The sequence below is a fragment of the Anabaena azotica FACHB-119 genome, assembly GCF_014697625.1.
In the GTDB taxonomy this organism is placed as follows: Bacteria; Cyanobacteriota; Cyanobacteriia; order Cyanobacteriales; family Nostocaceae; genus Trichormus; species Trichormus azoticus_A.
Genome location: NZ_JACJSG010000003.1, coordinates 1 through 26,360 on the forward strand (window position 1 = coordinate 1; position 26,360 = coordinate 26,360).

Here is a 26,360-nt window from a genome sequence, read left to right on the forward strand (position 1 = left end):
CCACCTCAACTACTCATTCATCCACCTCAACTACTCATTCATCCACCTCAACTACTCATTCATCCACCTCAACTACTCATTCATCCACCTCAACTACTCATTCATCCACCTCAGATACTCATTCATATCTAATAGGACTTACGCATGAAAACGAAAAATCAAGGGTTTGGACAAGGGTATAGGGGTATAGGGGTGTAGGGGGGTAAGCCTTCAAAACCTACACCCTTACACCCTTACACCCTTACACCCAGTCTTAACAGATAACATTGGTGCGTAAGTCATATCTAAAAAACCCCTCTGCAAACCTCTCCCCAAAACGGGGATAAGTTTGCAGAGGGGTCAATGTCAAGAAAATCAGCCACCGCCAGGTGTGGTATTTCCAGGCCCGGCTGTGACAACTACTAGATTTTCTGGCTTAATCAAGTCTTTAATTGCTTGCTGCACGTCAGCCATAGTTACAGCTTGTATGCGTTGGGGAAATTCTCGGATTTCTGAGGCTGACAACCCATACACAGAATTATCCAAGATGATGCTAGATACCTCACTAGGATTAGCCAACTCTACAGGGTAGCTGTTGGTAATTGTGCGTTTGGCTGTGTTGACTTCTGCTTGGGTCACTCCCTGTTCGCGTAACTGTTTGAGTAAAGCTATTGTACTAGCGATCGCTTTCTCTGCATCGGTGGGCGCTGTCTGCATTTGAATCAGGAAGGGGCCAGGGTTGACACCAGCCGCAAACCCACTGTAAATACCATAGGTCAAACCCAGGCGATCGCGCACTTCTGTACCCAAGCGGCTAGATAAGGTATCCCCGCCTAAAATCTGATTCAGTATTAATGCGGCATAGTAACGCGGGTCTTTACGGGAAATTCCACTGTAACCCAGATAGGTCACAGCCTCGGCTTTACCGGGAATTACCTTATTCACCCTGGTCAAAGTTTCAGGCAATGACACATTAGCTACCTTCACCGTAGGCGGTTGACCAATTGCTTGCCATTTACCCAAAGATTGGTTGAGTAATTGTTTAACCTTGTCTGGTTCAAAATCTCCAACTATGGCGATGGTTGTCGTGTCTGGTCGGTAATGTTGACGGTAGAAACGAACCACATCTTCACGGCTAATATTTGTTAAACTCGCCTCTGTGGGGAAGCTGTAAAAGGGATGGTTTTCTGGGTAAATTGCTTGCTGAAATACCCGTCTTCCCAGACTATTAGGATCATCTAACTGCGCTTTCAGGCTAATTAATGCCCTTTGGCGGGTAAGTTCTAGCTGTTCTTGGGGGAAGGAGGCATTTTGTAATACATCTGCCAAAGTCTGGACTAATATTGGTAAGTTAGCTGATAAGCCTTGACCACCGATGCTGACACCTTCACGAGTCGCACTAAACCCTAAACTGGCTCCTCTGTCTTCCAAAGCCTGGGCTAAAGCTAGAGCATTTTTCGTCTTTGTCCCATTCAATAAATTACCAGCAGTCAGATTAGCTAGTCCAGCTTTTTGATTGGTATCAAACTCGCTCCCGGCGTTAACTTGTCCACTCAGGTTAACAGTAGGCACACTATGGTCGGGTAACAAGAGTACCCGCAAACCGTTGGTGAGGGAAAATTGCTGAGGTAAAGATTGTTTGCTGGTGTTGGTTGTTGAGGTGGCGGGAGGTAAATATTTAGCCAATTCTGCCGGGTCTACAGGCTTACCAGGGTTGAAATTCTCGACAGTGCGACCTTCAAGCGCACCACTGCTGGCGGCTTGACCATCTACTTGGGTTGGTTCAAAATAGCCGATGGTTTCTTTAGCGGGGTTGAGGTAGGTTTTGGCTACCCGTTGAATATCATCGGCTGTAACCTTGGCGATCGCCGCCAAATATTGTTCAATATAGTGATAATCACCCGTGATAGTTTGGTTATATCCCAGTTGACTAGCTTGGCTGGTAATGTCCTGATTTCCCAAGACAAAGGAAGCTTGCAGTTGTGTCTTCGCCCGATTTAATTCATCTGGGGAAACAGGCTTTTGTTGTAATTCTAACAAAGTGGCTTTGATTACCTGGTTAATTTTGCTTAACTCTTGCCCTTGAGCAGCCGTTGCATTAATCTCATACCAACCAGGCTCAATTAGTTCTGCTGCACCACCACTGACAGAACTAGCTAAACCAGATTCTACCAAAGCTTGATATAGTCTAGAACTACGTCCCCCGGTGAGAATGGCATCCATGACATCAATTGCTGGTACATCAGGATGTTTGACATCTGGTAGCGGATACACAGATTGCATTAAGGATACACTTCCCGGTTGCTTCAGCACAATTGGCGCTTTTGCCCCAGTTGGGGAAACAGGAGTCTTGTTATTCCCAACTTCCCTTGTCTGCTTATCCGCCTGTCCTCGCTTGGGTAATTTACCAAACGCATCCTTAACAGCTTTGAGAGTAGAGGCTGTGTCAAAATCTCCCGTAATTACCAAGGTGGCGTTATCTGGGCTGTAATAAGTTTGATAATAATTCCGTACCTGTTCTACTGTAAACTTTTCCACATCGGCTTTAGTTCCACCCACAGGCAAACCATAGGCGCGGTTGGGGAAAGCCGCCTGCATCACAGCCCGACTTAAGCGATAATTAGGTGAATTTTCATACCCTTGTAGTTCAGAAATTACCACCTTTTTTTCACTGGTCAGTTGTTCTGCACCAATGAGAGAATTTTCCATGCGGTCTGCTTCCAGAGTCAGCAGTGCTTTGAGTTTGTCTTTCTGCACTGTCCCGAAGTAAGCCGTTTCATCGTAGCTGGTGAAAGCATTAAATTGACTACCCAAAGCACTAAATAACCGTCCAAACTGCACTGGACGGTCATTCGTACCTTTAAACATTAAATGCTCAAGCTGATGAGAAATCCCATTTTCTCCCTTCTGCTCATTTCGGGAACCAACTCTATACCAAACCTGCACACTTACCACAGGTGCAGTATGTACTTCTTTGGTGAGAACCGTTAAACCGTTATTTAAAACAGTTTTATGCACTCCCTGGGTCAAGGATAACCCAGAAACAGGTGCAACCTCTGTTGCAGGTGCAGCAGCATAAGTAAAATTGCCAGCAATAGGCAATATACTCAGAAGCAGGCTGAGGACAAAACCTATCAGCATATATAGACGTAGCTTCATAGACGATTTACTTTTTTAAGTTATCAAACACAGTCCCAGAAGATGAAACCACACACCACCGTAAAAGTTTTTCGTTTATCAGTGTAACTAGCGATCGCTATTATCGGCTTGACTTGCAAAATTTGTTGACGGTTGACGGAAAATGCAGTTACGCTTGATACATCACAACCACTTAGCAGGCAATCATGCTATTTGCTCTGTTTGTTTAATTTGTTCGGCAAGGCTAAAATTTACGGCGTTGCTGAATTGGAATATGAAATCGCAAAATGACCTTCCTTTTTCTTTGTAACTTAGCGCCTTTGCGCCTTTGCGTGAGACAAATTCATATCTTGATTCAGCAACGCCAAATTTACCATTAGATTGGGGAAAAAATTGAACGCAGATAAACGCAGATAAACGCAGATGAGTAAGATGATAGATTTTTGGTTAATGAACTATTTTAGTCGTGTCAGTCCACTAGTGGCGTGGCAAGGCTAAAATGTTGCATGATTTTTTTCTTGTGGGATGGGCATCTTGCCCGTCCGGTGCGGGCAGGATGCCCACACCACAAGAGTTATATTTATGCAACATTTTAGTCGTGTCAGTCCACTAGTTAGTTTTTACCAAAAATTATGTCTTCATTTACTCTTAAGCTGGAAACTCCACGCTTGTTACTGCGTGAGTTTCAAATTAGCGATAAGATAGCATTCGCCACTTATCGCTCTGCTCCAGAAATAGCAAAATATCAAAGTTGGGATATACCTTATTCAGAAGCACAAGCCGCAGCTTTTATCGAATCTTTGCAGAATTTAACCCCTGGTATTTTAGGTGAGTGGTATCAGCTAGCCATTGAACTTAAATCAACAGGGGAAATGATTGGTGACTGTGCTTTCTGTATTTTAGCTGATGATGGCAAACAAGCGGAAATTGGCTTTACTTTAGCGCGTCAACATCAAGGGAAAGGCTATGCAACGGAAACAGTAACTTGTTTATTGAATTATTTATTTAAGCAGCAGAAATTGCACAGAGTACGCGCTAACTGCGACCCAGAAAATATAGCTTCTATTCAGTTATTAGAACGGGTGGGTATGCGTCGTGAAGGTCACTTTATTAAGAGTTTGTGGTTTAAGAACAACTGGGTAGACGAGCTGTGGTTTGCTATGTTGCATGATGAATTTTAGGGACTGGGTGTGTCAGTTATAGCCGGGGACAGGGGACCTGACTTTTCACGTCATGTGGAAAAGCTAACGACAGACCTAACCCCCCAGCCCCCTTCCCTAGTAGGGAAGGGGGAGAAATCAAAGCCTCTCTCCTTGTAGGAGAGAGGTTTGGAGAGAGGTCTTCCAGATCCCGTGAAAAGTCAGACAGGGGACAGGGCTGAAAGTCTTGGAAATGATAGGTTTTAAGATTAGATAATGTCCTAATTTATCAGGCGACTGCTATAACAGTAATCTATCAGCCTATCAAAGGGCGCGATGAACGCTCCCGCAAAATATGAAAGAAACACAACTATTCCCTTTTTTCTTTCTGTCACCTATCACCTGTCACCTGTCACCTGTGTTTCTTGAAAGATATTGTAGAGTGCGTTGCGATCGCCATAAAAATTCCAGCGCGAATTAATAAATTTAACCAACTGCAAAACCTGTATACTGTCTCACCAATGGTTCATGAAATGCTAGAACAATATCTTCTTTTGGAACTCCTAAATTAACTAACTCATTAGCGATACCAATTTCAGTTCCATCATACTGTATCCAAATCTTATCATTTTTAATATCGAGATGTAAAACACAACCATACATAGGGCGGCGATTTTTCCAACCTGTATAAACAACCTGATAATGATCCCGTTCCGTGTCAAAAATCAGTTCTGTCTCCACCTCATCATCTGATGGACTTCCCTTAGCATATTCAATTAGTAATTGTTGGATATATGTCCGATATTGCTCTATTTTTTCCATGTTAAAATCACCTCATTGTTTGGATCATAAACTAGCAAGCTAAGTTGAAAACGTTCAATAATAGTTTCCACAAATGGCAGGTTAAAAAATGTTTGATAAGCACTCTGCGGAACTGCTAAATATAAAAAACGGTCAGGCTGCTGTTCCTCTAAAGCAACACGATAGTTAAGAAATTGACCCAACGCCATATGAAATTCAGAAATATTCGACGGGCTAGTAAAACTCTTAATCTCAACCGCTATCTTTTCTGCTCCTCTCTCAGCAGCAATGATTCTTTCTGCTCCCAAGTCGATTTGCATATCAACTCTACCTGATCGAATTCTTAGAGGGTCGTCTGTAATTACCCAACCATCCTTTTCTAGCCCTTTCCTAACTGCATCATGAAAAATGTCTTTAGCAGCCATTAACTTAAACTTAAGTCTTTTTCGTCCATTATTATAGCAAACTCATGAGGACAAATCTGATTGATATACCCGGAGAAATAAGATATTTTATTTAATAATACATATTTCTACTACTTGCTATCGGCAACAGAATTCAACAAACAGTTTAATGAGATATAGTTTGCTATGCTGCAAGATGAATTTTAGGGGTTGGGTGTGTCAGTTAACAGTTATCAGTGAACATAACTGATAACTGTTAACTCATTACCTAATTCATATCTTGCACCTTCTCAATAAGCAGGTGGTGGGCAATGCCCACCCTACGAAATAATAGGGGTTTTAGGCTTTGATTTTCGCAATAATCTAATGGTGCAAGATATGAGTTACCTAACGTGGTGGGAATAAAAAATCCTCAATGGCGGAAAAAATAGCGGCTGGGTATTCCTCATGCAGTCCCAAGGAACCGGGAACTACTACACTTTGCACTCCTGGTAGTGCGGCGATCGCATTCATTTCTTCGCGTGATTTGGGTGGACTTGATTCAGCAATAACTACCATCAGGGGTACAGATAAAGACTGCACTAACGCCAAAAAATCAGCTTGGTTGTGTACAGCGTCGATATTACCTGTGACAAAAGCCGCCGAAGCATATCTTGCTCCAGGTTGTTGTGTTGTTTGCCACTTTTTGTCTATGAAACTGGGTGTGAGTCTATCCGCATCGGTGAAAACGTGACGGCGGTACATAAAACTTAAGAATGAGGGTGTGGTATTGAGTTTGTAGAGGACTTGTCCCACAATAGGCGATCGCACTAACCCTCTCACCATCCCCGCTAAGAGTTGATTTGCACCCATTGTTGGTAAAGGGCCGCGCCAAGTGGGTGCTACTAAAATAATTTTGGAGAAAGCATTCGGCTGTTTTTGCGCCAGTTGTAACACATAACTAGCTGCGTGACCAGCCGCTATCACGGTGATGGGGGTTGAAAAAACAGCTTGAACAAAATCTGCGAGAAATTTTTGATAAATTTCTGGTCGGTAATCTAAACTGGGACGGGAAGATTCGCCAAACCCCGGCCAGTCTACTGCTACCACCTGAAAATGGGGCGCTAATAACCTAGCCATTTCCGCCATTTCCAGACGGGTAGATACACTGCTAAAAGCTGGTAATAGTAAAAGTGGTGAACCTTGACCAAGGGTTTCATACACCACTCGTAATGGTTGATTTTCCCATTGCCAGAGAAATTCTTTAACTACTCCACCAAATCCAGTAGGGTCAGTGGTAGATAACAAATTAGTAGACATAACATTGTCTCATCAGCCCGATGCTTCTAACTTACATTCCAACGCCTTTTTTTGCATGGTTTTAAATATGTTGTAAAATCCATTGGCGCGGGAAGGTGTCAAGCTGACGTTTAAACCAGTGGCTTGGATAAAATCAGGGGTCAATTCCAATATTTCCGTCGGAGTCAGTCCATTTAATCCTTCAATGAGCAGACCAACCATTCCCTTACTGATGAAGGCATCAGAATCAGCACGATATACTACCTTACCATCATTGAGTGCAGCAGTGATGTATACCTGAGATACACAACCGGGAACTTTATTTTCCGGTATTTTGTCCTCTTGGGGAAAATCCTTGACCTTGTTACCGTAAGCAATTAACTGTTCGGTACGTCTTTTTTGGTCGGTAGCACGTTGAAAGCGCTGGACTATTTTAGCAAGTGCAGGTGGTAAAGAATCCAAACTGGAAGACATAAGAGCTTGTGTGAATAATCGTTCTCACCTTGAGTTTAGATTATCTTTGGAGCGATCGCTGCAAGTCAGTCAGGACTTACCCACTCAGGTTGTAAGGGTGTAAGGGTTTAGGGGTGTAAGGGTGTAAGGGTTTAGTAAATATTAAGTAGGGTGTGTTACGGCTATGTCAGGATTTGAACGTTGGCGAAATGAGGAATTAGCCGTAACGCACCAGCAAATACGGTGCGTTAAGCGCTGCTTCAACGCACCCTACTAGCGTGGCAAGGCTAAAATGTGGCAATAGGTTTGGATAAATTTGAACGCAGATGAACGCAGATGAACGCAGATGAACAAGATGATAGATTTTTCGCTAATGCACAAGTTTAGGCTTGCCACGCTACTACTGGCGTGTCTAGGCTAAAAGGTTGCAAAAAATTTTCTTGTGGTGTAGGCATCTTGCCTGCACTGGACGGGCAAGATGCCCATCCCACAAGAGTTTGCTAATGCACAAATTTAGTCTAGACATTCCACTACAATTTCAGATTTACTTTATAAATCATCTCTAAGAGTGTAAGACTTAACCACAAGCAAGACAACCACATATAAAATTCATACTTGCTTGATTTTGATATATAAGTATCATGGTTGGTAAGACATAGCCGCTACCTACTTTTTTCAGGAGGAGAGATTTCAAGATTAACTTGCTAATAATCTGCGATTTAATCAATTTAGGAACTTGGCGAAATCTTTTATGTACAAGAAAATTATTTCGTTGATTTTATTTTTTTTATTATCCTTAACTTCCATAGGAGTATTAGCACAAACTCAGCGTCAAAATACTCGTGACCCTTGGCTACAACCATTTAGCTCTAATTCAATTTGGAATACACCAATTGGCTCAAAGGCTAAATATGTGCCTGCAAACATTAAACCAGCATCTTGGATAGCACCTGATACTGAATATTTTTTTAGGCTAAAAGCTACCGATCCCAAACGACCCCTTTACACTCCAGGTAGCTGGACTAAAAGATGTCAGGGTAAGAATACAGCTTATATTTCTTTGCCAATTCCTGACGATTTAATTATTCCCGATGCTACAACTAAGCCTTACAATACACCAAATAATGCGGCTGCTTTTTTACTTCCTGATGGGAAAACATTGGTGCAAGTTGGTGTATTAGCACGATGTGTTCAAGGAGGGCCGATTTATGGTTGGAGATACTTCCCCGATGTATCTATATATAGTGATGGTAGAGGAGGAGCGCATTTTGGTTCTGGATTATCTAGTTTTGGTGGCTCTATTCGTAAAGGTGAATTAACTAATAATAAACCAATTGCTCACGCTCTAAAAGTGTTAATCTGGGGAGAGAAATATCTTTACTATTCTAATAAGAGAAAAGGTTTTCGTTATCCAGGCGATCGCGCTGACTCTTACGCCGCTAAAAGATACAAGGGTACTAATCGGGCATTAGTACAAGGAAGCTTATTAGCTATTCCACCTCAAGTCAAACAAAAAAGTCTTAAACTGAAAACTATCCCAGGTAAAAAGATATTCCAAGCCCTTCAAGATTATGGTGCTTATGTGGTTGATGATGCAGCCTGGGATGCTTATTATATTAATATGGAATCTGGAGTTCTTGAAGAAGTTAAGCAAGCTTACGGCTTCAGTTTGTCGGGGAACAAAGGTGATTTTTTTAATGATATAAATACATTATTCAGTCAGCTAAAAGTTGTTGATAATAATAGCCCTAATAGCATTGGTGGCGGTGGAAAACGAAGACGACCTCTAGCACCACCATTAAATCAGTGAACAGTTATCAGTTACCAGTTATCAGTTCTGACGGCGTATGGTGGGGGATAAAGAAGCGCCATCCTACGCCTTCCACCAATTGCTGTGGTGTTTCACCAAGGTATTTAACTGATAACTGTTCACTGTTCACTGTTCACTGTTAAAAAACAATAATCGCCCACATAGTAGCACCTAAAATTATAGCTGCTAGATGTTGCCAAAGCATAGCTCTGAAAGATTGACGAGCAATTTTTTGAGTCAATAATATTGTCAACAGCACCGAAAAGATGAGAGTTGCACCTTGTAAAAAAGCAATTACTGCTGGGTGTGCTACTAATATTGGTAATTGTTCACCACTTAAGCCAAAAGTGGCAAATGTTACGGGTAAAATCTTTCCTCCTTCACCTAAACCCAAACGCAGATAATGAGCTAAATTTCCTCCTAATACTAATGGTAAATAACCATAGGCAAGTTCAATAAAGCGTCGAGGTTTACGGCGAGTATTGAATAATTTTATCAAACCGTAAGCTGACAAAACTACAGCCGCCGGAGTTAATAAAGCTAAAATTGAGATTCCCAAATGTAGCCAAAATTGAGTTAAATCAAGTTGCAAACCCCACCAATTTAGTAATTCCGGTAAACGATGTAAATAAACTCCCCCTAACAGCAATAACAACAATGCAACTTCATAGTTACGCGGTACATGAGTTGTCCACAATTCAATTCCAGGGGGACGCAGGTTAAACTCAACGGAACGATGGGGACAGGCTTTGAGACAAGTCATGCACAACACACAATCTCGGTTATCTTCCAACTGTGCAGGATGAGAATATAAGGGACAACCATCTGTTTCCCTTCCTTCACCTTTTTCGGGGCCGCCTTTGTAACATTGATAGGTGGTACAAGTGGCAGAACAAATGCCTTGTTGCGCCCTCAATTCTGTCATGGAAAGTTTAGCAAATAAACCATTCATGCCGCCAATAGGACAAAGATAGCGACACCAAAATCGCCGCTCAAATAGGGCAGAAAATATCATTGCTCCGGCGGTAATTAATAATAGTAAACAGGCGGAAAGATAGGCGGTATTTTCTAAATGCCAAAGTTCTTCCCAGAGAAAAATTAAGGTGAATAAACCAAATAAAAACCATCCGCCCCATTTTTCGGCATTTTCTCGCGGCCAGCGTTGGAGTTTGCGCGGGAATAGCCACAGCGATAATTTTTGGGTGATTTCACCGTAAATCATAAAGGGACAGACAGCACACCACACCCGTCCTAAGAAGGGGAAAATAAACAGGATGATAGGCCACCACCAAGCCCAAAATAAATTTAAGGCAAAATTGCGATCGCGTGTTTGCGGCCCCACGAACAACACACCCACAACAAACGCAAACGCCGCCACTGTAAAACCATAGTTAATTTTGTCAGGCCACCAAGAACTCCGCAAAAACCGCCGTAACTCTGGATATAAGTTTAAAAGGTTGACACGATATTGCTTTTTCTTGGTTTCCGCCGCCCAGAAGATTTCTTCTGTTAATTCGCGACGTTCCCCAGCTTGAACAATAGCCCGTTCCACCAGGTTTTTCAATTCTTTGAGGTTGCCGGGAAAATCGTATGATTGTAAGCGGCGTAAAGCTTCTGGGGTAATTTGGGGTTTGCTAACTCCACGCGATCGCACATACAAACTAGTGTAATATTCAACCTGAGATTTAATATCAGCTTTCCGCACCCGTAACGGTGGTACTTTGATAATATGTCCCACACAGCGTTCAATTTTCGCCTCGGTTTTTTCCGAAACAATGAAAATTCGCGCTTTGTTGCTGCGTGGTTCCGCCGTGGGTTCCCCCGCCCTTGTTACAGGAGTATACATATTTGTGGTTAATAACTGCGCCACAGGTTGTAATAACTCAGGCGGTAATTCTTGCAGGTTGTTGAGAATTAAACTACCTTCCCCCAACCATTCCAACAGTCCAGGCTTCCCGCCAGCACGACCAAATAAGTCAGCACCGCTAGTTTGTAAAATGCTACAATTGACCTTAATAATTGGTTCGCGTCGTTTGGGCGAACTAAAATGGATCAAAGCGGCGATATTATCCTTCTCTAACCCTGGTTCACCAAATATTTCTGTTGACTTCCTATCAGCCGCAGCTTCGCGAATTTGTTCCCGCAGACGCACGGCGTAACGACTTGTCCCGACAATTCCCCGTTGCGCTTTGGTGACTAAATAGGGACGCAACGCCACAGAACGTTCCTGTTCGTAAGTTAATGCAGATGTTACCTGTGCTAGTTCCTGCGCCAACTGACGAGAAAAGGCTTTGGTAATTTCGGGATATTTGCTAATTAAGTCCCGAAATTTAGCCGCAGGTACAGCCCAGACATGAGATTCTGTCAGAGTAACAATTTTACATGATGTGAGTTCATCTAAGAGTAATTCTTGCAGGTTAATTACTGCCCCTGGTAGGAAGCCACGGGCTAAAACTGAACTATTTTGATTACTAGTCTCGCTTTCTAACTGTCCATCTTGGATGATGTAAAGTGCTGCTGGGGGGGTGGCTTCTGCAACTAGGGTAGTTCCCTTGGGTATGGTTTGCGGTTCCAGAACTTGGGCGATCGCATCCAGTGCCGCAGGTGAGAGAATACCTAAAGTTGTCCGCTCTTGTAGCCATATAACTGTATCTGGAGATGTCATCCTGGTTTCTCCGCGTCGGCTGCTTGCTGTATAAAAGGGATATCCCTAATCATAGCTATGTCATGAGTTTATCTGATTTACCGAACCTTTGGGTTCCTTTAGTGCTTTTGGGTTTAATTGTGGCGGCGGCGGTGTTTTTTAGTCGCAGTAGTTAGTTGATAAATTAATACATTGGAAAACAAAACTTTTTTTATTGGAGTTTGTAACTTATTATGACTGAGCAATCAACCATAACCAGTTCTACAGTCAACAGAGAGCAAATAAAAATTATTCTCAAAAAATTTTTAGATAATAAAAATTATAAAGTGCTTGCTATCAAAGGTAAATGGGGTGTGGGAAAGAGCTACATAGTACAGGAGTTTCTATCTGAGTGCAAGCAGGAATATTATTATGCTTCTGTATTTGGTTTATCTTCCATTGAACAGCTAAAAATACAAATATTGACAAATTTTAATAACTATCAAGAAAGCCCAAACGAAAAAAGTTTATCTCAATCATCTGAAAGTATCCACATACTTAATAAAATATGTAACATATCTTCAATCAAAAAAAATATTTTTGATTTTTTTGTAAATAAAGTAAAACATATACGGGATTTTATTTTAAATAATTCTGAAACAATATCTAAGATTAATTTGGGAAATCTTAAGGAGCAAGATATCACATTTTCATTATCAGGTTCAGTTATACCATTAGGGCTGAATTTATTCTTCAATAAGAAGATAAGTAAATCAGTTATATGTATTGACGATCTTGAAAGAACATCTAATCTAAAATTAGATGAAATACTCGGATTTGTTGAGAATATAGCTCAAAGAAAAGAATGTAAGGTAATTTTGATTTATGACGAAGACTCTCTTGGGGAAAATGCGAAAGATGTTCTTACAAAATATCGAGAAAAAGTTATTGATTTTGAAGCCGAATTTAAACCAACAGTAGAAGAAAATTTATTTGTTGTATTTGAAAAAGATAGTCATGATATAGAAACAATTTTAGAAGTTTTTAAAAAAACTTATACAAGAAATATTCGCATTATACACAAATGTAAATGGTTAATTGATGAAATCATAAGCTTAATACCAGATTGCCACCCAAGATTACGTAAGCAAATAATTATAAATATTATTATAATTGTACTGGCAAGATTTGATATAAATTTTTATAGTGGCTTTAGAAAAATTAGTGTTAAAACAATTTCAAATTTAATAGATTCATTTATAAATAGTGGAGAGAATATTAAAGATTTGGATGATAGAATAAGTACAATATCTTACCTAAGTTATTTAGGTTATAATGTTTTAGAAATTGATAAAGAAATTATTCAAATGGTTGAAAGCTATTTTTACAATAATGAGGAATTTATCAGAAAGTATGATTTCATTAATGTAAGAGAAAAGCAAAAACAAATTATTGAAAAATCCTCTTATATTTGGGAACCTTATTATAATTCTTTTCAAGATTCCAGCCAAGAAATTTGTCAAAGGTTAACTACTTTTATTCAAGAGCATCATCTTGATTTAACTATAGAAGAATTTGAAAAAATAGAAAATACTGCCGTTGATATTGGTTTGAATATTAAACAAGATATCCTTGAATATAAAAGACAATTATTAGCCCATATGATTAGAAAATCACCACCCCACCTGTTGAAAAGTCTAAGAAATAAAGTAGATAATTTTTATGATTTGAACTTAGAATTAGAAAATAAAATATCTCAATTTGATGTAAATCGTGATATTACTGGAGTTTTGAAAAAAATAATAAATAATTACAGTGATTTATCATACGTCGAACCCTGGTCTTACGAAGATATTGAGTTTTTAAATAACTGTACTATCGAAGAATATGTTGAATGGCTTCAACAAGGTGATTCTGGCTTAGTTAGGATGGTTAGATACTGCCTTAAGATGGGTGATGTTGCATCTCAACGCTTAAAAGAGGCTATAACTATTTTGGCAAAGGGCAGTTCTCTGAATGCTATTAGAGCAAAGTTTCTATATGGCATAGATATAGAGAATGAAGAGGAAATAAAAGATACAAGAGGTAATGATTAGTATTAATTTAAAAATAATTTTGACTGATCGCTCACTATTTATTTCTACCATTAGATAGATTGCCAAAAATCCCTCTAGCATACTATCTCACCAAGTTCTGCTAGCTAGTTATATCGTCTCTTGATGAACCTGCACATTATTTCTGGCTATAGAGATTGACCTGCCAATTTCTACATAATTAGGACTTACGCATGAAAACGAAAAATCAAGGGTTTTGACAAGGGTATAGGGGTATAACGCAAAGTCTGAGCGCCGGCTTCCGGCGATCAGAACTTTGTAAGAGAGGGGTGTAGGGGGGTAAGCCTTCAAAACCTACACCCTTACACCCTTACACCCTTACACCCAGTCTTAACAGATAACATTGGTGCGTAAGTCCTGATAATTTATTTAGCGCAACTTCATCAAGAATTGGTATTAAAACTATTACCCCTTCGGTTATTACTGCTCTCACTTGTGACGATTTCATTCTTGAAGCTTTATTTAGCGCAGCTTCAGAAAAAATTGGTATAACCTGATTTTAACTGCATAAGTTCCTAAGTTATAGCTGATGTCTTAACAAACAGATTTTTCTACCCACAAAACTATTCAACTGAAGAACTAAACGGTTATGCGATCGCAACTTAACAATAAGGCACAAATTCTTACATCTTCCCTTGTTCGCATTGCTAAAGGAACCCTAAATTTGACCCTTGTAGCTAGCCTTGTTTCCATTCCTCATATTAGTCGTGCGGATGGGATACCAAGTCAACTACAAGGTGAATGGGGTTATCGTCGGATATCTCCAATTCAACATAAAGAAGGCTATACTGGAGAATTAGCACAACCGAATGGTTCTAGCGATCGCTTCAAAGTCACACCCAATGGCAACTACGAGCGTGCCAGATTACTGCAAACTAGCACCTATGATTGCGCTTCGTACTTATTTATTCAAGAAAAGGGCCAGGTCAAAATAGACGGTGAGAAATTAATTTTTGAGCCTAGCAACAGCTTTGTTAAAGGTCAGCAATGTAGCGCCTCCAACACCTATCAACGCCGCAATACAGCTAAAGTAGAAACCTATAGCTGGTCTTTAGAAAAGAACGACAACGGTCAGGAAGTTTTGGTACTGGAAACGCTTGATGGTCAAAGTAAAGCTCATTATGATCGCCCTAAGTAGTATAGGTGAGGGGTTATGACACCTATGACAGATATACACCCCTACAACCGATAATCTCTAAAGATAAAAATTTCTTCAAATACCCAATATCTGGATAGATTTTTCTAACACTTCTTTGGGACGGAATGGTTTAGTTAAATATAAATCAGCACCAACATCAATTCCTTTTTGTTTATCAAATTCCTGTCCTTTTGCTGTCAACATAATAATGTAGACATCAGTCATTTCCAGTTCATTTTTAACGAGCTGACAAACTTCCAAACCACTCATTTTAGGCATCATCACATCGAGAAATACCAGATTTGGTTTTTCAGTTTTAATAATTTCCAGAGCTTCTACTCCATTTCTGGCAGTTAAAAGTTCCACGCCTTCTTCTTCTAGTGATTCTAAGGCTTGTTCCATTAAAATCACAATATTAGGTTCATCGTCAACAATCAGAATTTTCTGGTTCATAGTTGGGGATTAGGGATTAGGGACTGGGGACTGGGGATTGGGGATTGGGGGAAGATAGGAGAAAGAGACAAGGGTAAGGGGTAAAGGATTTAAATTCTTCCCTTTCTCCTTTCCCCTTTCCCCTTTAACCTTTTCCCCTACTCCCCCATCTCTCCAGTCCCTAACCCCCAGATGAATAAGACATTTTCTAAGTCTTTTTCAAATCTGAGGGTCTTTACAAAGTCGGCTTCTTGGGAGAAGATAGAATCAATGATGATCATGTCAGGTTTAGCTGACAGAGCTTTGTGAATACATTCTTGGGGATCTGAGGCTTCGATGACGTTGTAGCCCTGAGCTTGTAAGACATCGGAAATGGTTTTTAAAGTAGACTCATTTTGATCAACAACCAAGACCTTTTTACTAGATGTAACTTGGGTCAGCAATGAGCCGATTTCGTTGAGGAGTTGCTCTGTGTTAATGGGTTTGGTGAGATAGCGGTCTATGCCAATGTGATAACCTCTTTCTTTATTTTCAATAATTGATAAGATAATGATGGGAATGTCTGCGGTTTGGGGGTCATTTTTGAGGACAGCTGCTACATCAAAACCGTTGATTTGCGGCATCATTACATCCATGATAATCAAATCGGGATGGATGATTTTGATTTGTTGAATCGCCTCCATGCCATCTTTAGCTTCGCGGACATTGTAGCCTTCGTTTTCTAGTTGTTGATGTAGTAATTCTCGAATGTGGGCATCATCATCGACAATGAGAATAGTTTTGCGTTTTTGGTTTGGTACAGTGTGAGTCGTGATAACGTGTTCTTTGAGTTGTTTGACTAGGGCATCGAGATTGAGATGAGTATTTGTTTGGCGATCGCTAGCATAAGTAGGTATGAGGAATGAGAATGTGCTACCTTTGCCTGGTTCACTTTCCACCCAAATTGTACCCCCGTGATGATCAATAATTTGTTTGCAGATAGGTAATCCTAACCCTGTACCTTTGGGTTTGTCGGTGAGGGTATCGCCAACTTGGCGGAATTTCTCAAATACTTTCGGCTGGTCTTCGGGTGCAATACCAATACCTGTATCGATGACGCTGATACACACACCATCGCTGCTTTGTTTGACGCGACAGGTGATAGAACCAGATTCAGTAAACTTGACAGCGTTGGAAATGAGATTGATGAGGACTTGTAACAGACGATTGCGATCGCCTATGATCTGCGGCAATGGGGAATCAATTTCGCTAATCAGTTGCAAACCATTGCTTTCAAATAAGGCGGCTGTGGAATTGCTGGCCCATTCTATTAACTCACCCGGATTTATAGGCTGCATTTGCCATTCTACTTTTCCCGCTTCCATCTTGGCGATGTCTAAAACATCGTTAATCAAAGATGTCAGTCTTTCGGCTTCCGACACGATAATATTCAAATTATCAGCTACGCGCTTGATGGTTTTTTGTAGCTTGCGGTCTTCGGTAGACAGTACGGGGAAGACATCTTTTTGTAGCTTTTCTTGAATGATGGAAGCAAAACCCAGGACGGAAGTGAGCGGTGTCCGCAACTCATGGGAAACCGTGGAAATAAAATCAGTCTTCATCTTGTCAATTTCTTTTTCCACCGTCACATCCCGAATTAACAACGCCGAACCAAAGCAGGTAGCAGGCTCATTATCCGCCTTCCGCTTAAATATGGCGGTCGCTACAGCTTGACCGATGCGTTCCTTCGCCAGATCCACCTCCGCCGCAAATACGTCACCGGGACGGGACTGGGTTCGTTCTACTAAATCTGCTAAACCAAATATTGGCAAGTCCCGATAATGTCCCTTGAGGTCATTGGCTGTAAATCCGTGCATCGCTAAAAACGCAGGATTGAAATGGGTGATTTGTCCTGTGGTATCTACTACTAACAAACCGTCCGCCAAGTTATCCAAAATGGCATTTAAACCTTGGGCTTCCGCTAGGGTATCTTGTAGTGCCGCAGTCCGTTCGGCAACTCTGGCTTCTAATTCTTGATTCAGTTGCCGTAAAGCGATTTCGGCTTGTTTACGAGCAGTAACATCAGTATTAATTTCTAACACCGCGCAGGGCTGACCATTGGCATCTCGTTGTAAAGTCCATCGGCTTTGTACGGTAATCAGCTGATCATCATGGGTGAGGTGTTGCACCTCTCCTTCCCAGTTGCCTTGCTGCAATAACTCGGCTGTAATCTCTTGTTTGGGTTTAGGAAAGATTTTTTTCAGAAAAGCGTAAATATACTGGTCTATCACTTCCTCTCGCGTCCAATGGTAGAGCCTTTCAGCTCCTTGATTCCAGTATAAGATTTTCTCGTTCATGTCGCGGACTATAATGGCATCGCTGGAATGGTTCAACATATCTAATAATCGTTGATTTTCCGCTTCTGCTAACTTACGTTCGTGAATATCGGTGCAAGTACCTACCCATTCTTGAATACTGCCATCTGCGGCCAAGACCGGAACACCACATACAGAGAAGTAGCGATAATTACCATCTTTCCCAAGTATGCGATACTCGGTTTGGTAGATACTGCGGTTGCTATAGGCTGTATTCCAAGCTTGTGAGGTGTGGGTACGGTCATCAGGGTGAATGGTTTCCACCCAGCCCCAACCCGCAATCTCAGCTTCACTTCTGCCTGTATAAGCCATCCAAGTAGCCAGTTCAGTACTGATCCCTTGCCCATCCGCAGTAGCCCCCCACACAATTTGTGAACTAGCTGTTACCAAAGAGCGATATCGTTCTTTGAGACGCTGATTTTCGGCTTCTGCTAATTTGCGATCGTGAATATCTGTACAAGTTCCTATCCATTCCCGGACAATACCATCTTCTTCAATCACAGGAGCGGCCCACACCCAAAAGTAGCGATAGTTGCCATCCTTGCCGCGAATGCGGTATTCAACTTGATATTGGCTGAGGTTGGCTACGGCAATACCCCAGGCTTCTATGGTATAATCACGATCATCAGGATGAACTGCATCAATCCAACCTTCGTTTTCAGCTTCAGCTAAAGTTTGCCCTGTGTAAGCCATCCAGTCTTCCAGTCCAAAGCCAATCCCTTCCGGTGTACTGATCCAAACAATTTGTGTATTAGTTTTTATCAAAGAGCGGTATCTTGCTTCGCTCTGTTTTAAGATTTTTTCGGTCTGTTGGCGTTCTTGTTGAGCTTGTCTGAGTTCGCTAATATCCTCTACACTCGACCAGATTAGCTGCTTCCCATTGCGCTCAATCAATACACTGGAAACTCTTACTGGAACTAGGTGTTCATCTTGGTGTATGTACTCCTTCTCATAGGGGACATAACAACCATTCTGTTCCAGGTTCTCTACCAAGGCTCGCTCAGTGGCAATATAGGTGTCTGGAGTAATTTGCCAATAGTTGAGGTTAAGGATTTCGGCAACAGTATGCCCCAACATAGCAGCATAAGTAGGATTAACATCAATTAGCTGACCCTGTGTGTTCCATAATACTAGACCAACGGGACATTTTTCCCACAGGAGGTGATTATATTCATTAAGTTCGCTGGGCATGGTTGTGGTTTCCTGATTGGTAGATGTGAGTAGGAGACAGGAACATTGTTGTTACCGATATTCACGGTGGCAAAATGTTAATCTATGTGATTGGGGTTATGAGTAGGTTGAAGATTATAGAAACAGGACAACAAGGTGGCGTAAAGCTTCAACGAAATGGGGTGACGTTGGAAAATTTGGTAAATATCTTCAGATGATGTAGTCTCTAAGGAAGAATTACGTTGTGCCAGTCGCCGGATCAATTGAGCATGGCGGTTGAGCAATTCTTGCGGTCGGAGAATGGGGGTATTTGAGGGAATGAAGTTTTCTGAGTCGCTATTTTGTGGGGCTGTGTCTTTCTGGTCAGAAATTGAGTAACGTTGGGGAGCAACATCCATAGCCGAACAATGAACAGGAATTTGAATCCAGAATTCTGTCCCTTGTCCAGGTTGAGAACGACATTTAAGAATTCCCCTGTGTCTTTCTACTACAATTTGGTGGCTAATCGCCATACCTAGCCCTGTTCCCTTACCAACTTCTTTTGTAGTGAAGAAGGGATCATAAATGCGTTCCATGATCTCTGGCTGAATACCAGGGCCGTTGTCAGCAATGCGAATTACTACCCATTGGTCATCTATGGCTTCGGTACGAATAGTGATTTGGGGTGTAGTCAAAATTTCATGGTTAACAGTTGACAGTTGACTATTGACAGTTGACAGTTGACTATTGACTATTGACTGTTGACTATTGACTATTGACTGTTCTAAGGCATCAATAGCATTAGCCAAGATGTTCATGAACACCTGATTTAACTCTCCGGGGTAGCATTCAATTAAGGGAATGTCTGTGTAGTCTTTGATGACTTCAATTGCTGAATGGTGAGGGGTGGATTTGAGGCGATGGCCGAGAATCATTAGTGTACCGTTGATACCGTCTTGGATGTTGACGGTTTTCATTTCTGCTTCATCGTGGCGGGAAAAGTTTTTTAAGGATTTGACGATTTCCACAATGCGATCGCTACCTATTTTCATTGAATCTAAGAGTTTGGGCAAATCCTCTCTAATAAATTCCAGGTCGATGGCATCTAATTCTACTTCTAACTCCGGCGGCATTTGTGGGATTAATTTCTCATATTCTTGCAGCAGGTGTAACAAGTCTTTTGCATATTCGGCAACATATTTCAAGTTGCCGCAAATAAAGTTAACTGGGTTGTTGATTTCGTGGGCAACTCCGGCCATAAGTTGCCCCAAACTCGACATTTTCTCACTTTGGATTAATTTGGTTTGGGCTAATTGCAACTCATGCAGGGCTTGTTGCAGTTTTTCTGTCTGGGCTTGAGCTTGGGCGGTGGCTTGAATGCTTTGCTCGTAGAGTAGAGCTTTTTCAATGGCGATCGCAGTTTGTGAGCCAAAGATACTCACGAGTTTGAGATGTTCGGCTTTGTATGCTTCGGTTTTGGTTGTACCGATAGCGATCGCTCCTAGTATCCGCTCTTTTGCTCTCAATGGCACACAAATTAAGGCGTTGACGTTTTTTTCCTCATCGATTCGCTCATCGCTTTGTACATTATTGATCAGCTCCGCCCGCCCAGTTTGCACAATGTAGCCAATAATTCCTTTATCTGGTTGCGGTTGGCTGAGGTGAAAAAATCTGCCAAATTCCGCAATCACCTCAAAGGCACTTCCATCTGCGCTCAACAGTAAAATTATGCCCGCAGATGATTCAATTAGCTGATGCAATTCCTGAAGCACAAGTTGAGCAATCTGTCTAGTATCTAAACTTCTGGTCAGTTGTGTGGAAATATCCTCAAACAAATCTATTTCCTGGTATCGCTCCAGTAATTCTTTAGCCAGTACTTTCTTTTCCGCTTCTTGTTTTCCTACAAATGACAGCCAATTAGCTACTATGCTTGCTCCTGCTTCGCCAACCACCCAACCAATGATTTCTCCTGACACCTCAATTGGGTAGCGACTTTGTGCAGTTTGCTCCCCAATGCAGATAATTGGTGTACCATCCACCAACTCTACACTCACGGCTACGTTGATTTCGTTAACTAAGTCCTCCAGCAGAGCCAGTAACTCTTTCTTGTTCAGAATCTTTTTGAGGTTAACTACAGACATAAAGCACCCTATCTAAAGTCTATGGTTGAATGAGCAGATTTCAATCAACACAGTGACTACTGCCACAAAAGTTAAAAATATATCAATTTACTCTCAGTATTAGTCTGCCCAAAAAAATCGGCAGTGTAACGTTAAATCAGTTATCAGTAAGCCAGGGCCTATGGTGGGGCATTAGTGTAAACTTAAGCCTGGGCGAATGTAATGAGACTGTTCACTGTTAAAGTTAAACTGCCATAGTAAATCAAGTTGTAGAGATAGAGGATTTGACTAGTCCGGTGTCCGTTGTTTTAGGGAGGTACATATGTGCGCTTATTTACTTTGTTCTCCGATCATCCGTCAACCGTCAACAGACCATCACATACAAGTACAATATCTAAAGACAAAGAAGATGAGAATCGCAAACCCTACACCTGCATAAAATACACTATCAATTCCACCAAAGCCAAAAACTATACCCATCAAAAGCGGCCCCAAGGTTTGCCCTATTCCGAAAAATGTGCCGTTGACGGAAACAATTGTGGCTAAATATTCTTTTGGTGCTATATCGGTTAATAGGTTTTGGATGCTGGGAAAACCCATACCTAAACCGATGCCAAAAATTGTCGCAGGTATTAATAAAAACCAAGTGCTAGGCATCAAGGGAATCAGGAATAGAGCAAAAGCATACAAAATAAAAGATGCTTTAATTAAAGTTGTGGGTTGATATTTCCTAGCTAACCTACCTAATTGGGAAGCTGTAATTGTAATTGCGACAGAAACACTAGATAATAATATGCCAATTGTTGCTGGTGGTTCTTTAAATTCATCACTAATTAGCTGTGGTAGATAAGTAACATAAGCGCCATAGAGTAGTACAAAATTAGCAGCACTGGCGGTAAAAAGACCCAATAATCGACGGTCTTTTAATACTTTTGTGGCATTATTTAAATATTCTTTGAGGTGGCGATCGCCTTTTGGTTCTGGATTATCTAAACCAAATAGTACCAACAATCCAATCGGTAGAGCGACTATCGGCAAAATAAAGGGATAATACCAGCCCAACGTAGCCAACGCTCCCCCAATTGTAGGATAACTAGCTGTGCCAATACTAGTGACGCTAGCGTTGAAACCCATTGCCTCAGTGCGTCTAGTCCCTTGATACAAATCACCAATCAAGGTAATACTGAGAGATAACAAAGAAGCTGCACCAATTCCTTGTAACAAACGCAACCACAGCAGTAATTCAAAATTCCCGACAAAACCGCAAGCCGTACCAGCGATGCCAAATAAGAGTAGTGAAGGAACAATAATCTTTTTCCTACCTAATCTATCAGCAAGTACACCAATTACGGGGCCTAAAATCACAGATGGTAATGTAAACACTGTGATCAGTAACCCCAGGTTTTGAGGATCTACAGCCAAGGCTTTGGCTAACCCAGGAAAAGCAGGTGTTACACTAGAAACTCCCAGCACAGCTATTAAGCCGACTGCACAGATAATTTGAAAGTTTAGCTCTTGAAAAACTGGTTTACGTCGCTCGAATTTTTCTGATTCGTTGGCTGATTTCATTGGGTTTATCTTGGTGACTCAGATGGGTGATTACACAAGTAACCCGAATATTACCACTAATAGGAAAGCAGCAAAATTTATCCTCCTACTCCGGTAGGATGCAAAATCTTTCAATCATTCTCAGGCTAAACTACAAGTGAATAACTTATAGCGGATTGCAACCGGATAGAATACAGATTCATCTGCGTTCATACTAAGTTGCAGTCAAAGATAGTATCTTACTCTGCGCTACTTCTGTTTCCCCTCCTCTTAGTGGGACTTGAACATTTTTGAGGCAGAAATAAGGCTCAAACCTATATAGGGCAAGGGAAACACACCGAAGGCTCAAAAGTGCTTCAAACCCAGATATATCAAGAAACTAGGTAAAACGATGTCAAAATCTTTTGGTGTATACGTTTGATGATTTTTTCAGCCTACTTTTTGTCTAAGTCCCATTAAGCCATTTATCATTGCTATACAGCAGTTTGCCAGTGAGTGATAGGTACTTACGAGAAGTTCTGAGTGCAAAGCACAAGCTAGGCGATCGCGTTATCGATAGGGAGCATTAGTATAATTTTTGACTTTTCCGACAACCTCTGAGAGAGGTTGAGGAGCCAAGGGAGAAAATTTTGATTCGCCCTCTATTGAGAATTTTAGCTGCAAACAGTTAGTTAAATATTAAAAATAGTAAACTTTTTACCAGCAATAAATATTTATATAAGAAATTAGATTTTCTATTACTTGCGGAACTGCTTCTTGATAGTTAACTCTATCTTTAGAAAGTTGCTTGTATCAGTCATAAGAAATTAATTTACATCTATAACAGTAGGGGTTAACTGGGCAAATAGACAGTTTCTTTCTGTTTGAAGGGAATAATGTAGATGTTTCATTTATTAGCACAAAATTACCTTATTTGCAACAAAGCTGCTTATTCTATAAGAGTAAGTACAGCTTGGGAATTTTATTTTTTTTTATTCACTCTTTGTAAAGATTTATGCGGAAAAGTAACAATGCAAAATAATTCATTTTTAAGATATTTCATGCTCTCATTTCTCAGTAATTAACAATAGCGATCGCTATATTAATAGGACTTAGGCAAGTGTCATAATCAAAGTAACTGTAGTGGACTGGCAAGGCTAAAATGTGGCAATAGGTTTGGATAAATTTGAACGCAGATGAACGCAGATGAACGCAGATGAACAAGATGATAGATTTTTCGCTAATGCACAAGTTTAGGCTTGCCACGCCAGTAGAGTGCGTTAGCCCCAATAATTTCCTACAGATTCAAGGATTTTCCACATCTGACGCACCCTACCCCAAGTGCTAGCGATCGCTACATTCAGTAGAACGACGTGGAAAAACCGAACTATGTCAAGAAAAGTAAAATAAGCTGAAACCTGCTTCCCTCCTGCCTCCTGCCAACAATAAATATTCACAACGACCTACTTAATAATGTTGTACCGACCAATAAACAAGCTGAAATTCATCCGCAAACAAGGTTTTTTGCTTGTAGGAGCCTTCCTAGCAACCCTGTTAGGTGTCATCTTGTTTAGTTGGGTAGCACTCGCCCAGCAACCAGTTACCCTGAATATGTTAATAACCGCCCCTGATGCTCAACCTTGGCGACAGGGATTAATTAGAGACTTTGAAACTGCCAACCCAGGCATTCGCCTTAACCTAGTTGAAGGGCCGAATGCAACTAATTTACTAGAAGACTTATACACCTCATCTTTTATCTTAGGTGAATCCCCCTATGACTTAATCAACATGGATGTCATTTGGACACCCAAGTTTGCTGCTGCTGGATGGTTGCTACCCCTAGACGATCGCATTTCTCAACAGGAGTTAGCAGCATTTTCGGCTAAAGATGTAGAAGGGGGACGTTACCAAGACAAACTATACCGCATTCCTATGCGTTCTGATGTGGGAATGCTCTACTACCGAGAAGATTTAATCAAACAAGCAGGACTCAAGCCCCCAGAAACCTTTCAAGATTTGCTACAAATTTCCCAAACCTTGCAGAAGAAAGACCAAGTGAATTGGGGCTATCTTTGGCAAGGTCGCCAATATGAAGGACTGGTGGCGATGTTTATCGAAGTTCTCGAAGGCTTTGGAGGCTTCTGGGTGAATCCCGATACTTTGGAAGTGGGACTAGATCGACCAGAAACATTACAAGCCATTGAGTTTCTGCGTAGTACGGTGAGGGAAGGCATTTCACCCCCTGGAGTCACAACTTATCAAGAAGAAGATACCCGGCGCTTATTCCAAAGTGGTCAAGTAGCATTTTTACGCAGTTGGCCTTACGCTTGGCCTTTAGCCCAAGCTGAAAATTCGCCAATTCAGGGCAAAATTGCCATAAAACCAATGGTTCACGCTCCTGGCCAGACGGGGGCTGCTTGTTTAGGAGGCTGGGGTTTAGGGATTGCCAAAAACTCTAGACATCCCGAAGAAGCTTGGAAAGCAATCCAATATTTTACCAGCAAAGAAGCACAACGCCGATTTATTTTGACCGCAGGCTTTGTACCCAGTCGCCAAGAATTGTTTACAGACCCAGAGATTGTTGCCAAATACCCCCACTATCCCCAACTATTGGAAGTAGTGAACAATGCAGTTTTGCGTCCACCAATTGCCCAGTATGCTCAAACATCAGACATTTTGCAACGTTACCTCAGCGCCGCCCTATCTGGTCGGATGGCTCCTGAACGAGCAATGCAGCAGGCGGCGGCGGAAACGCGCAGGCTGTTAGGGACAGTTGACAGTTGACAGTTGACAGTTGACAGTGAACATCACCTGATAACTGATAACTGATAACTGATAACTGATAACTGATAACTGACAACTGATAACTGATAACTGATAACTGATAACTGATAACTGATAACTGATAACTGATAACTGATAACTGATAACTGATAACTGATAACTGATAACTGATAACTGATAACTGATAACTGACAACTGACTAATGACTAATTCACAAACACTCCGAGGTCGGGAACAACGCACAGCTTGGATTTTACTAGCACCTGCACTGCTGTTGCTGTTGTTTGTATTTGCCTACCCAATTTTACGGGCATTTTGGTTAAGTGTATTTACTAGGAATCTGGGAACGGAACTACAACCAGTATTTTCTGGTTTGGATAATTATGTGCGGATGGCTGGGGATGGTCGTTTTTGGCAGAGTTTATGGGCAACAACGGTATTCACTACAGCCTCGGTCATCTCGGAACTACTGCTAGGACTCTTAATTGCTCTGGTTCTGAATCGAGCGTTTTTTGGTCGGGGTATTGTGCGGACGATCGCTATTTTACCTTGGGCTTTGCCTACTGCTTTGATTGGTCTGGCATGGGCTTGGATTTTTAACGATCAGTTTGGTGTTGTCAATGATATCCTGCGACGGTTGGGGCTGATTAACACGGGAATTAACTGGTTGGGAGATCCCACGCTGGCGATGATCGCAGTGGTGTTTGCTGATGTATGGAAAACTACACCATTTATTAGTATCTTACTGCTAGCTGGCTTACAGTCGATATCACAAGACCTCTATGAAGCTTACTCGGTTGATGGGGCAAATGCTTGGCAAAAATTCCGCAATATTACTGTGCCTTTGCTGCTACCACAAATTTTAATTGCCGTGCTGTTTCGGTTTGCTCAAGCTTTTGGGATTTTCGACTTGATTGCGGTGATGACTGGGGGCGGCCCTGGTGGCGCTACGGAGGTGGTGTCATTGTACATCTATTCTACAGTGATGCGCTACTTAGATTTTGGTTATGGTGCAGCCTTGGTTGTGGTGACATTTCTGATTTTAATTGCGGCTGTGGCGATCGCTAGTTTCTTACTTAACAAATCTCGTGCCAGATCATCAGGAGCCATGTAACCT

The 26,360-nt window shown here is 41.4% G+C and carries 19 protein-coding genes; 7 read left to right on the forward strand and 12 right to left on the reverse strand.

Features of this window, described 5'->3' with window-relative positions:
- Positions 1–354: 354 nt before the first annotated feature.
- Positions 355–3,138: a M16 family metallopeptidase gene (locus tag H6G83_RS02575; protein ID WP_190466500.1), complete on the reverse strand. Its 2,784-nt coding sequence runs from the start codon at positions 3,136–3,138 to the stop codon at positions 355–357.
- Positions 3,139–3,749: 611 nt separating this feature from the next.
- Between H6G83_RS02575 and H6G83_RS02580 the strand changes: the two genes are divergently transcribed.
- The gene (locus H6G83_RS02580; protein WP_190466504.1) at positions 3,750–4,298 is read left to right on the forward strand and encodes a GNAT family N-acetyltransferase; all 549 of its coding nucleotides are present in this window, start codon (positions 3,750–3,752) and stop codon (positions 4,296–4,298) included.
- Positions 4,299–4,742: 444 nt separating this feature from the next.
- Here H6G83_RS02580 and H6G83_RS02585 read toward each other — a convergent pair whose 3' ends face one another.
- The 4 genes from H6G83_RS02585 to H6G83_RS02600 all read right to left on the reverse strand — a co-directional run bounded on the left by H6G83_RS02585 (position 4,743) and on the right by H6G83_RS02600 (position 7,213).
- Positions 4,743–5,078: a XisI protein gene (locus H6G83_RS02585; RefSeq protein ID WP_190466507.1), complete on the reverse strand. Its 336-nt coding sequence runs from the start codon at positions 5,076–5,078 to the stop codon at positions 4,743–4,745.
- Positions 5,066–5,482, reverse strand: coding sequence for a XisH family protein (locus H6G83_RS02590; protein ID WP_190466510.1), 417 nt, complete (start codon positions 5,480–5,482; stop codon positions 5,066–5,068). The genes H6G83_RS02585 and H6G83_RS02590 overlap by 13 nt, the downstream gene beginning before the upstream one ends.
- A gap of 366 nt (positions 5,483–5,848) precedes the next feature.
- Complete coding sequence (locus tag H6G83_RS02595) at positions 5,849–6,760, reverse strand: alpha/beta fold hydrolase (RefSeq protein WP_190466512.1); 912 nt, start codon at positions 6,758–6,760, stop codon at positions 5,849–5,851.
- A 12-nt stretch (positions 6,761–6,772) separates the two neighbouring features.
- Entirely contained in the window at positions 6,773–7,213 is a 441-nt protein-coding gene (locus tag H6G83_RS02600) for a SufE family protein (RefSeq protein ID WP_190466515.1), read from the reverse strand.
- Positions 7,214–7,943: 730 nt separating this feature from the next.
- Between H6G83_RS02600 and H6G83_RS02605 the strand changes: the two genes are divergently transcribed.
- A complete protein-coding gene (locus H6G83_RS02605) occupies positions 7,944–9,002 on the forward strand; it encodes a hypothetical protein (RefSeq protein WP_199328297.1) in 1,059 nt (352 codons plus the stop codon).
- 7 nt (positions 9,003–9,009) lie between these two features.
- On the opposite strand, the gene H6G83_RS35775 is transcribed toward H6G83_RS02605, so the two are convergent.
- Together H6G83_RS35775 and H6G83_RS02610 are read right to left on the reverse strand one after the other, a co-directional pair.
- Entirely contained in the window at positions 9,010–9,132 is a 123-nt protein-coding gene (locus H6G83_RS35775) for a hypothetical protein (protein ID WP_277876272.1), read from the reverse strand.
- Positions 9,133–9,141: 9 nt separating this feature from the next.
- Positions 9,142–11,667 carry a cyclic nucleotide-binding domain-containing protein gene (locus H6G83_RS02610; RefSeq protein ID WP_190466519.1) on the reverse strand — a complete coding sequence of 842 codons (2,526 nt, stop codon included), beginning with the start codon at positions 11,665–11,667 and terminating at the stop codon, positions 9,142–9,144.
- Here H6G83_RS02610 and H6G83_RS02615 point away from each other — a divergent pair.
- The 3 genes from H6G83_RS02615 (at position 11,661) to H6G83_RS02625 (ending at position 14,877) form a co-directional block, all read left to right on the forward strand.
- Complete coding sequence (locus H6G83_RS02615; protein WP_190466522.1) at positions 11,661–11,822, forward strand: hypothetical protein; 162 nt, start codon at positions 11,661–11,663, stop codon at positions 11,820–11,822. The two genes, H6G83_RS02610 and H6G83_RS02615, sit on opposite strands and share 7 nt — an antisense overlap.
- A gap of 57 nt (positions 11,823–11,879) precedes the next feature.
- Positions 11,880–13,721: a P-loop NTPase fold protein gene (locus H6G83_RS02620; RefSeq protein WP_190466525.1), complete on the forward strand. Its 1,842-nt coding sequence runs from the start codon at positions 11,880–11,882 to the stop codon at positions 13,719–13,721.
- A 607-nt stretch (positions 13,722–14,328) separates the two neighbouring features.
- Positions 14,329–14,877, forward strand: a complete 549-nt coding sequence (locus tag H6G83_RS02625; RefSeq protein ID WP_190466528.1) for a hypothetical protein — start codon at positions 14,329–14,331, stop codon at positions 14,875–14,877.
- A gap of 75 nt (positions 14,878–14,952) precedes the next feature.
- Here the strand turns inward: H6G83_RS02625 and H6G83_RS02630 are convergent, their stop codons facing one another.
- The 5 genes from H6G83_RS02630 to H6G83_RS02650 all read right to left on the reverse strand — a co-directional run bounded on the left by H6G83_RS02630 (position 14,953) and on the right by H6G83_RS02650 (position 23,916).
- A complete protein-coding gene (locus tag H6G83_RS02630) occupies positions 14,953–15,330 on the reverse strand; it encodes a response regulator transcription factor (RefSeq protein ID WP_190466530.1) in 378 nt (125 codons plus the stop codon).
- Between the two features lie 137 nt (positions 15,331–15,467).
- Positions 15,468–18,854 (reverse strand): PAS domain S-box protein, encoded by a 3,387-nt coding sequence (locus H6G83_RS02635; protein ID WP_190466533.1) that lies wholly within the window; start codon positions 18,852–18,854, stop codon positions 15,468–15,470.
- 77 nt (positions 18,855–18,931) lie between these two features.
- Positions 18,932–20,953, reverse strand: coding sequence for an ATP-binding protein (locus tag H6G83_RS02640; RefSeq protein ID WP_190466536.1), 2,022 nt, complete (start codon positions 20,951–20,953; stop codon positions 18,932–18,934).
- Between the two features lie 354 nt (positions 20,954–21,307).
- Positions 21,308–22,501, reverse strand: coding sequence for an MFS transporter (locus tag H6G83_RS02645; protein WP_190466539.1), 1,194 nt, complete (start codon positions 22,499–22,501; stop codon positions 21,308–21,310).
- 1,238 nt (positions 22,502–23,739) lie between these two features.
- Positions 23,740–23,916 (reverse strand): hypothetical protein, encoded by a 177-nt coding sequence (locus H6G83_RS02650; RefSeq protein WP_190466542.1) that lies wholly within the window; start codon positions 23,914–23,916, stop codon positions 23,740–23,742.
- Between the two features lie 16 nt (positions 23,917–23,932).
- Here H6G83_RS02650 and H6G83_RS02655 point away from each other — a divergent pair, with 16 nt between their 5' ends.
- Both H6G83_RS02655 and H6G83_RS02660 read left to right on the forward strand, forming a co-directional pair.
- Positions 23,933–25,243, forward strand: a complete 1,311-nt coding sequence (locus tag H6G83_RS02655; RefSeq protein ID WP_190466545.1) for an ABC transporter substrate-binding protein — start codon at positions 23,933–23,935, stop codon at positions 25,241–25,243.
- A 202-nt stretch (positions 25,244–25,445) separates the two neighbouring features.
- Entirely contained in the window at positions 25,446–26,357 is a 912-nt protein-coding gene (locus H6G83_RS02660; RefSeq protein WP_190466547.1) for a carbohydrate ABC transporter permease, read from the forward strand.
- The last annotated feature ends 3 nt before the right edge of the window (positions 26,358–26,360 follow it).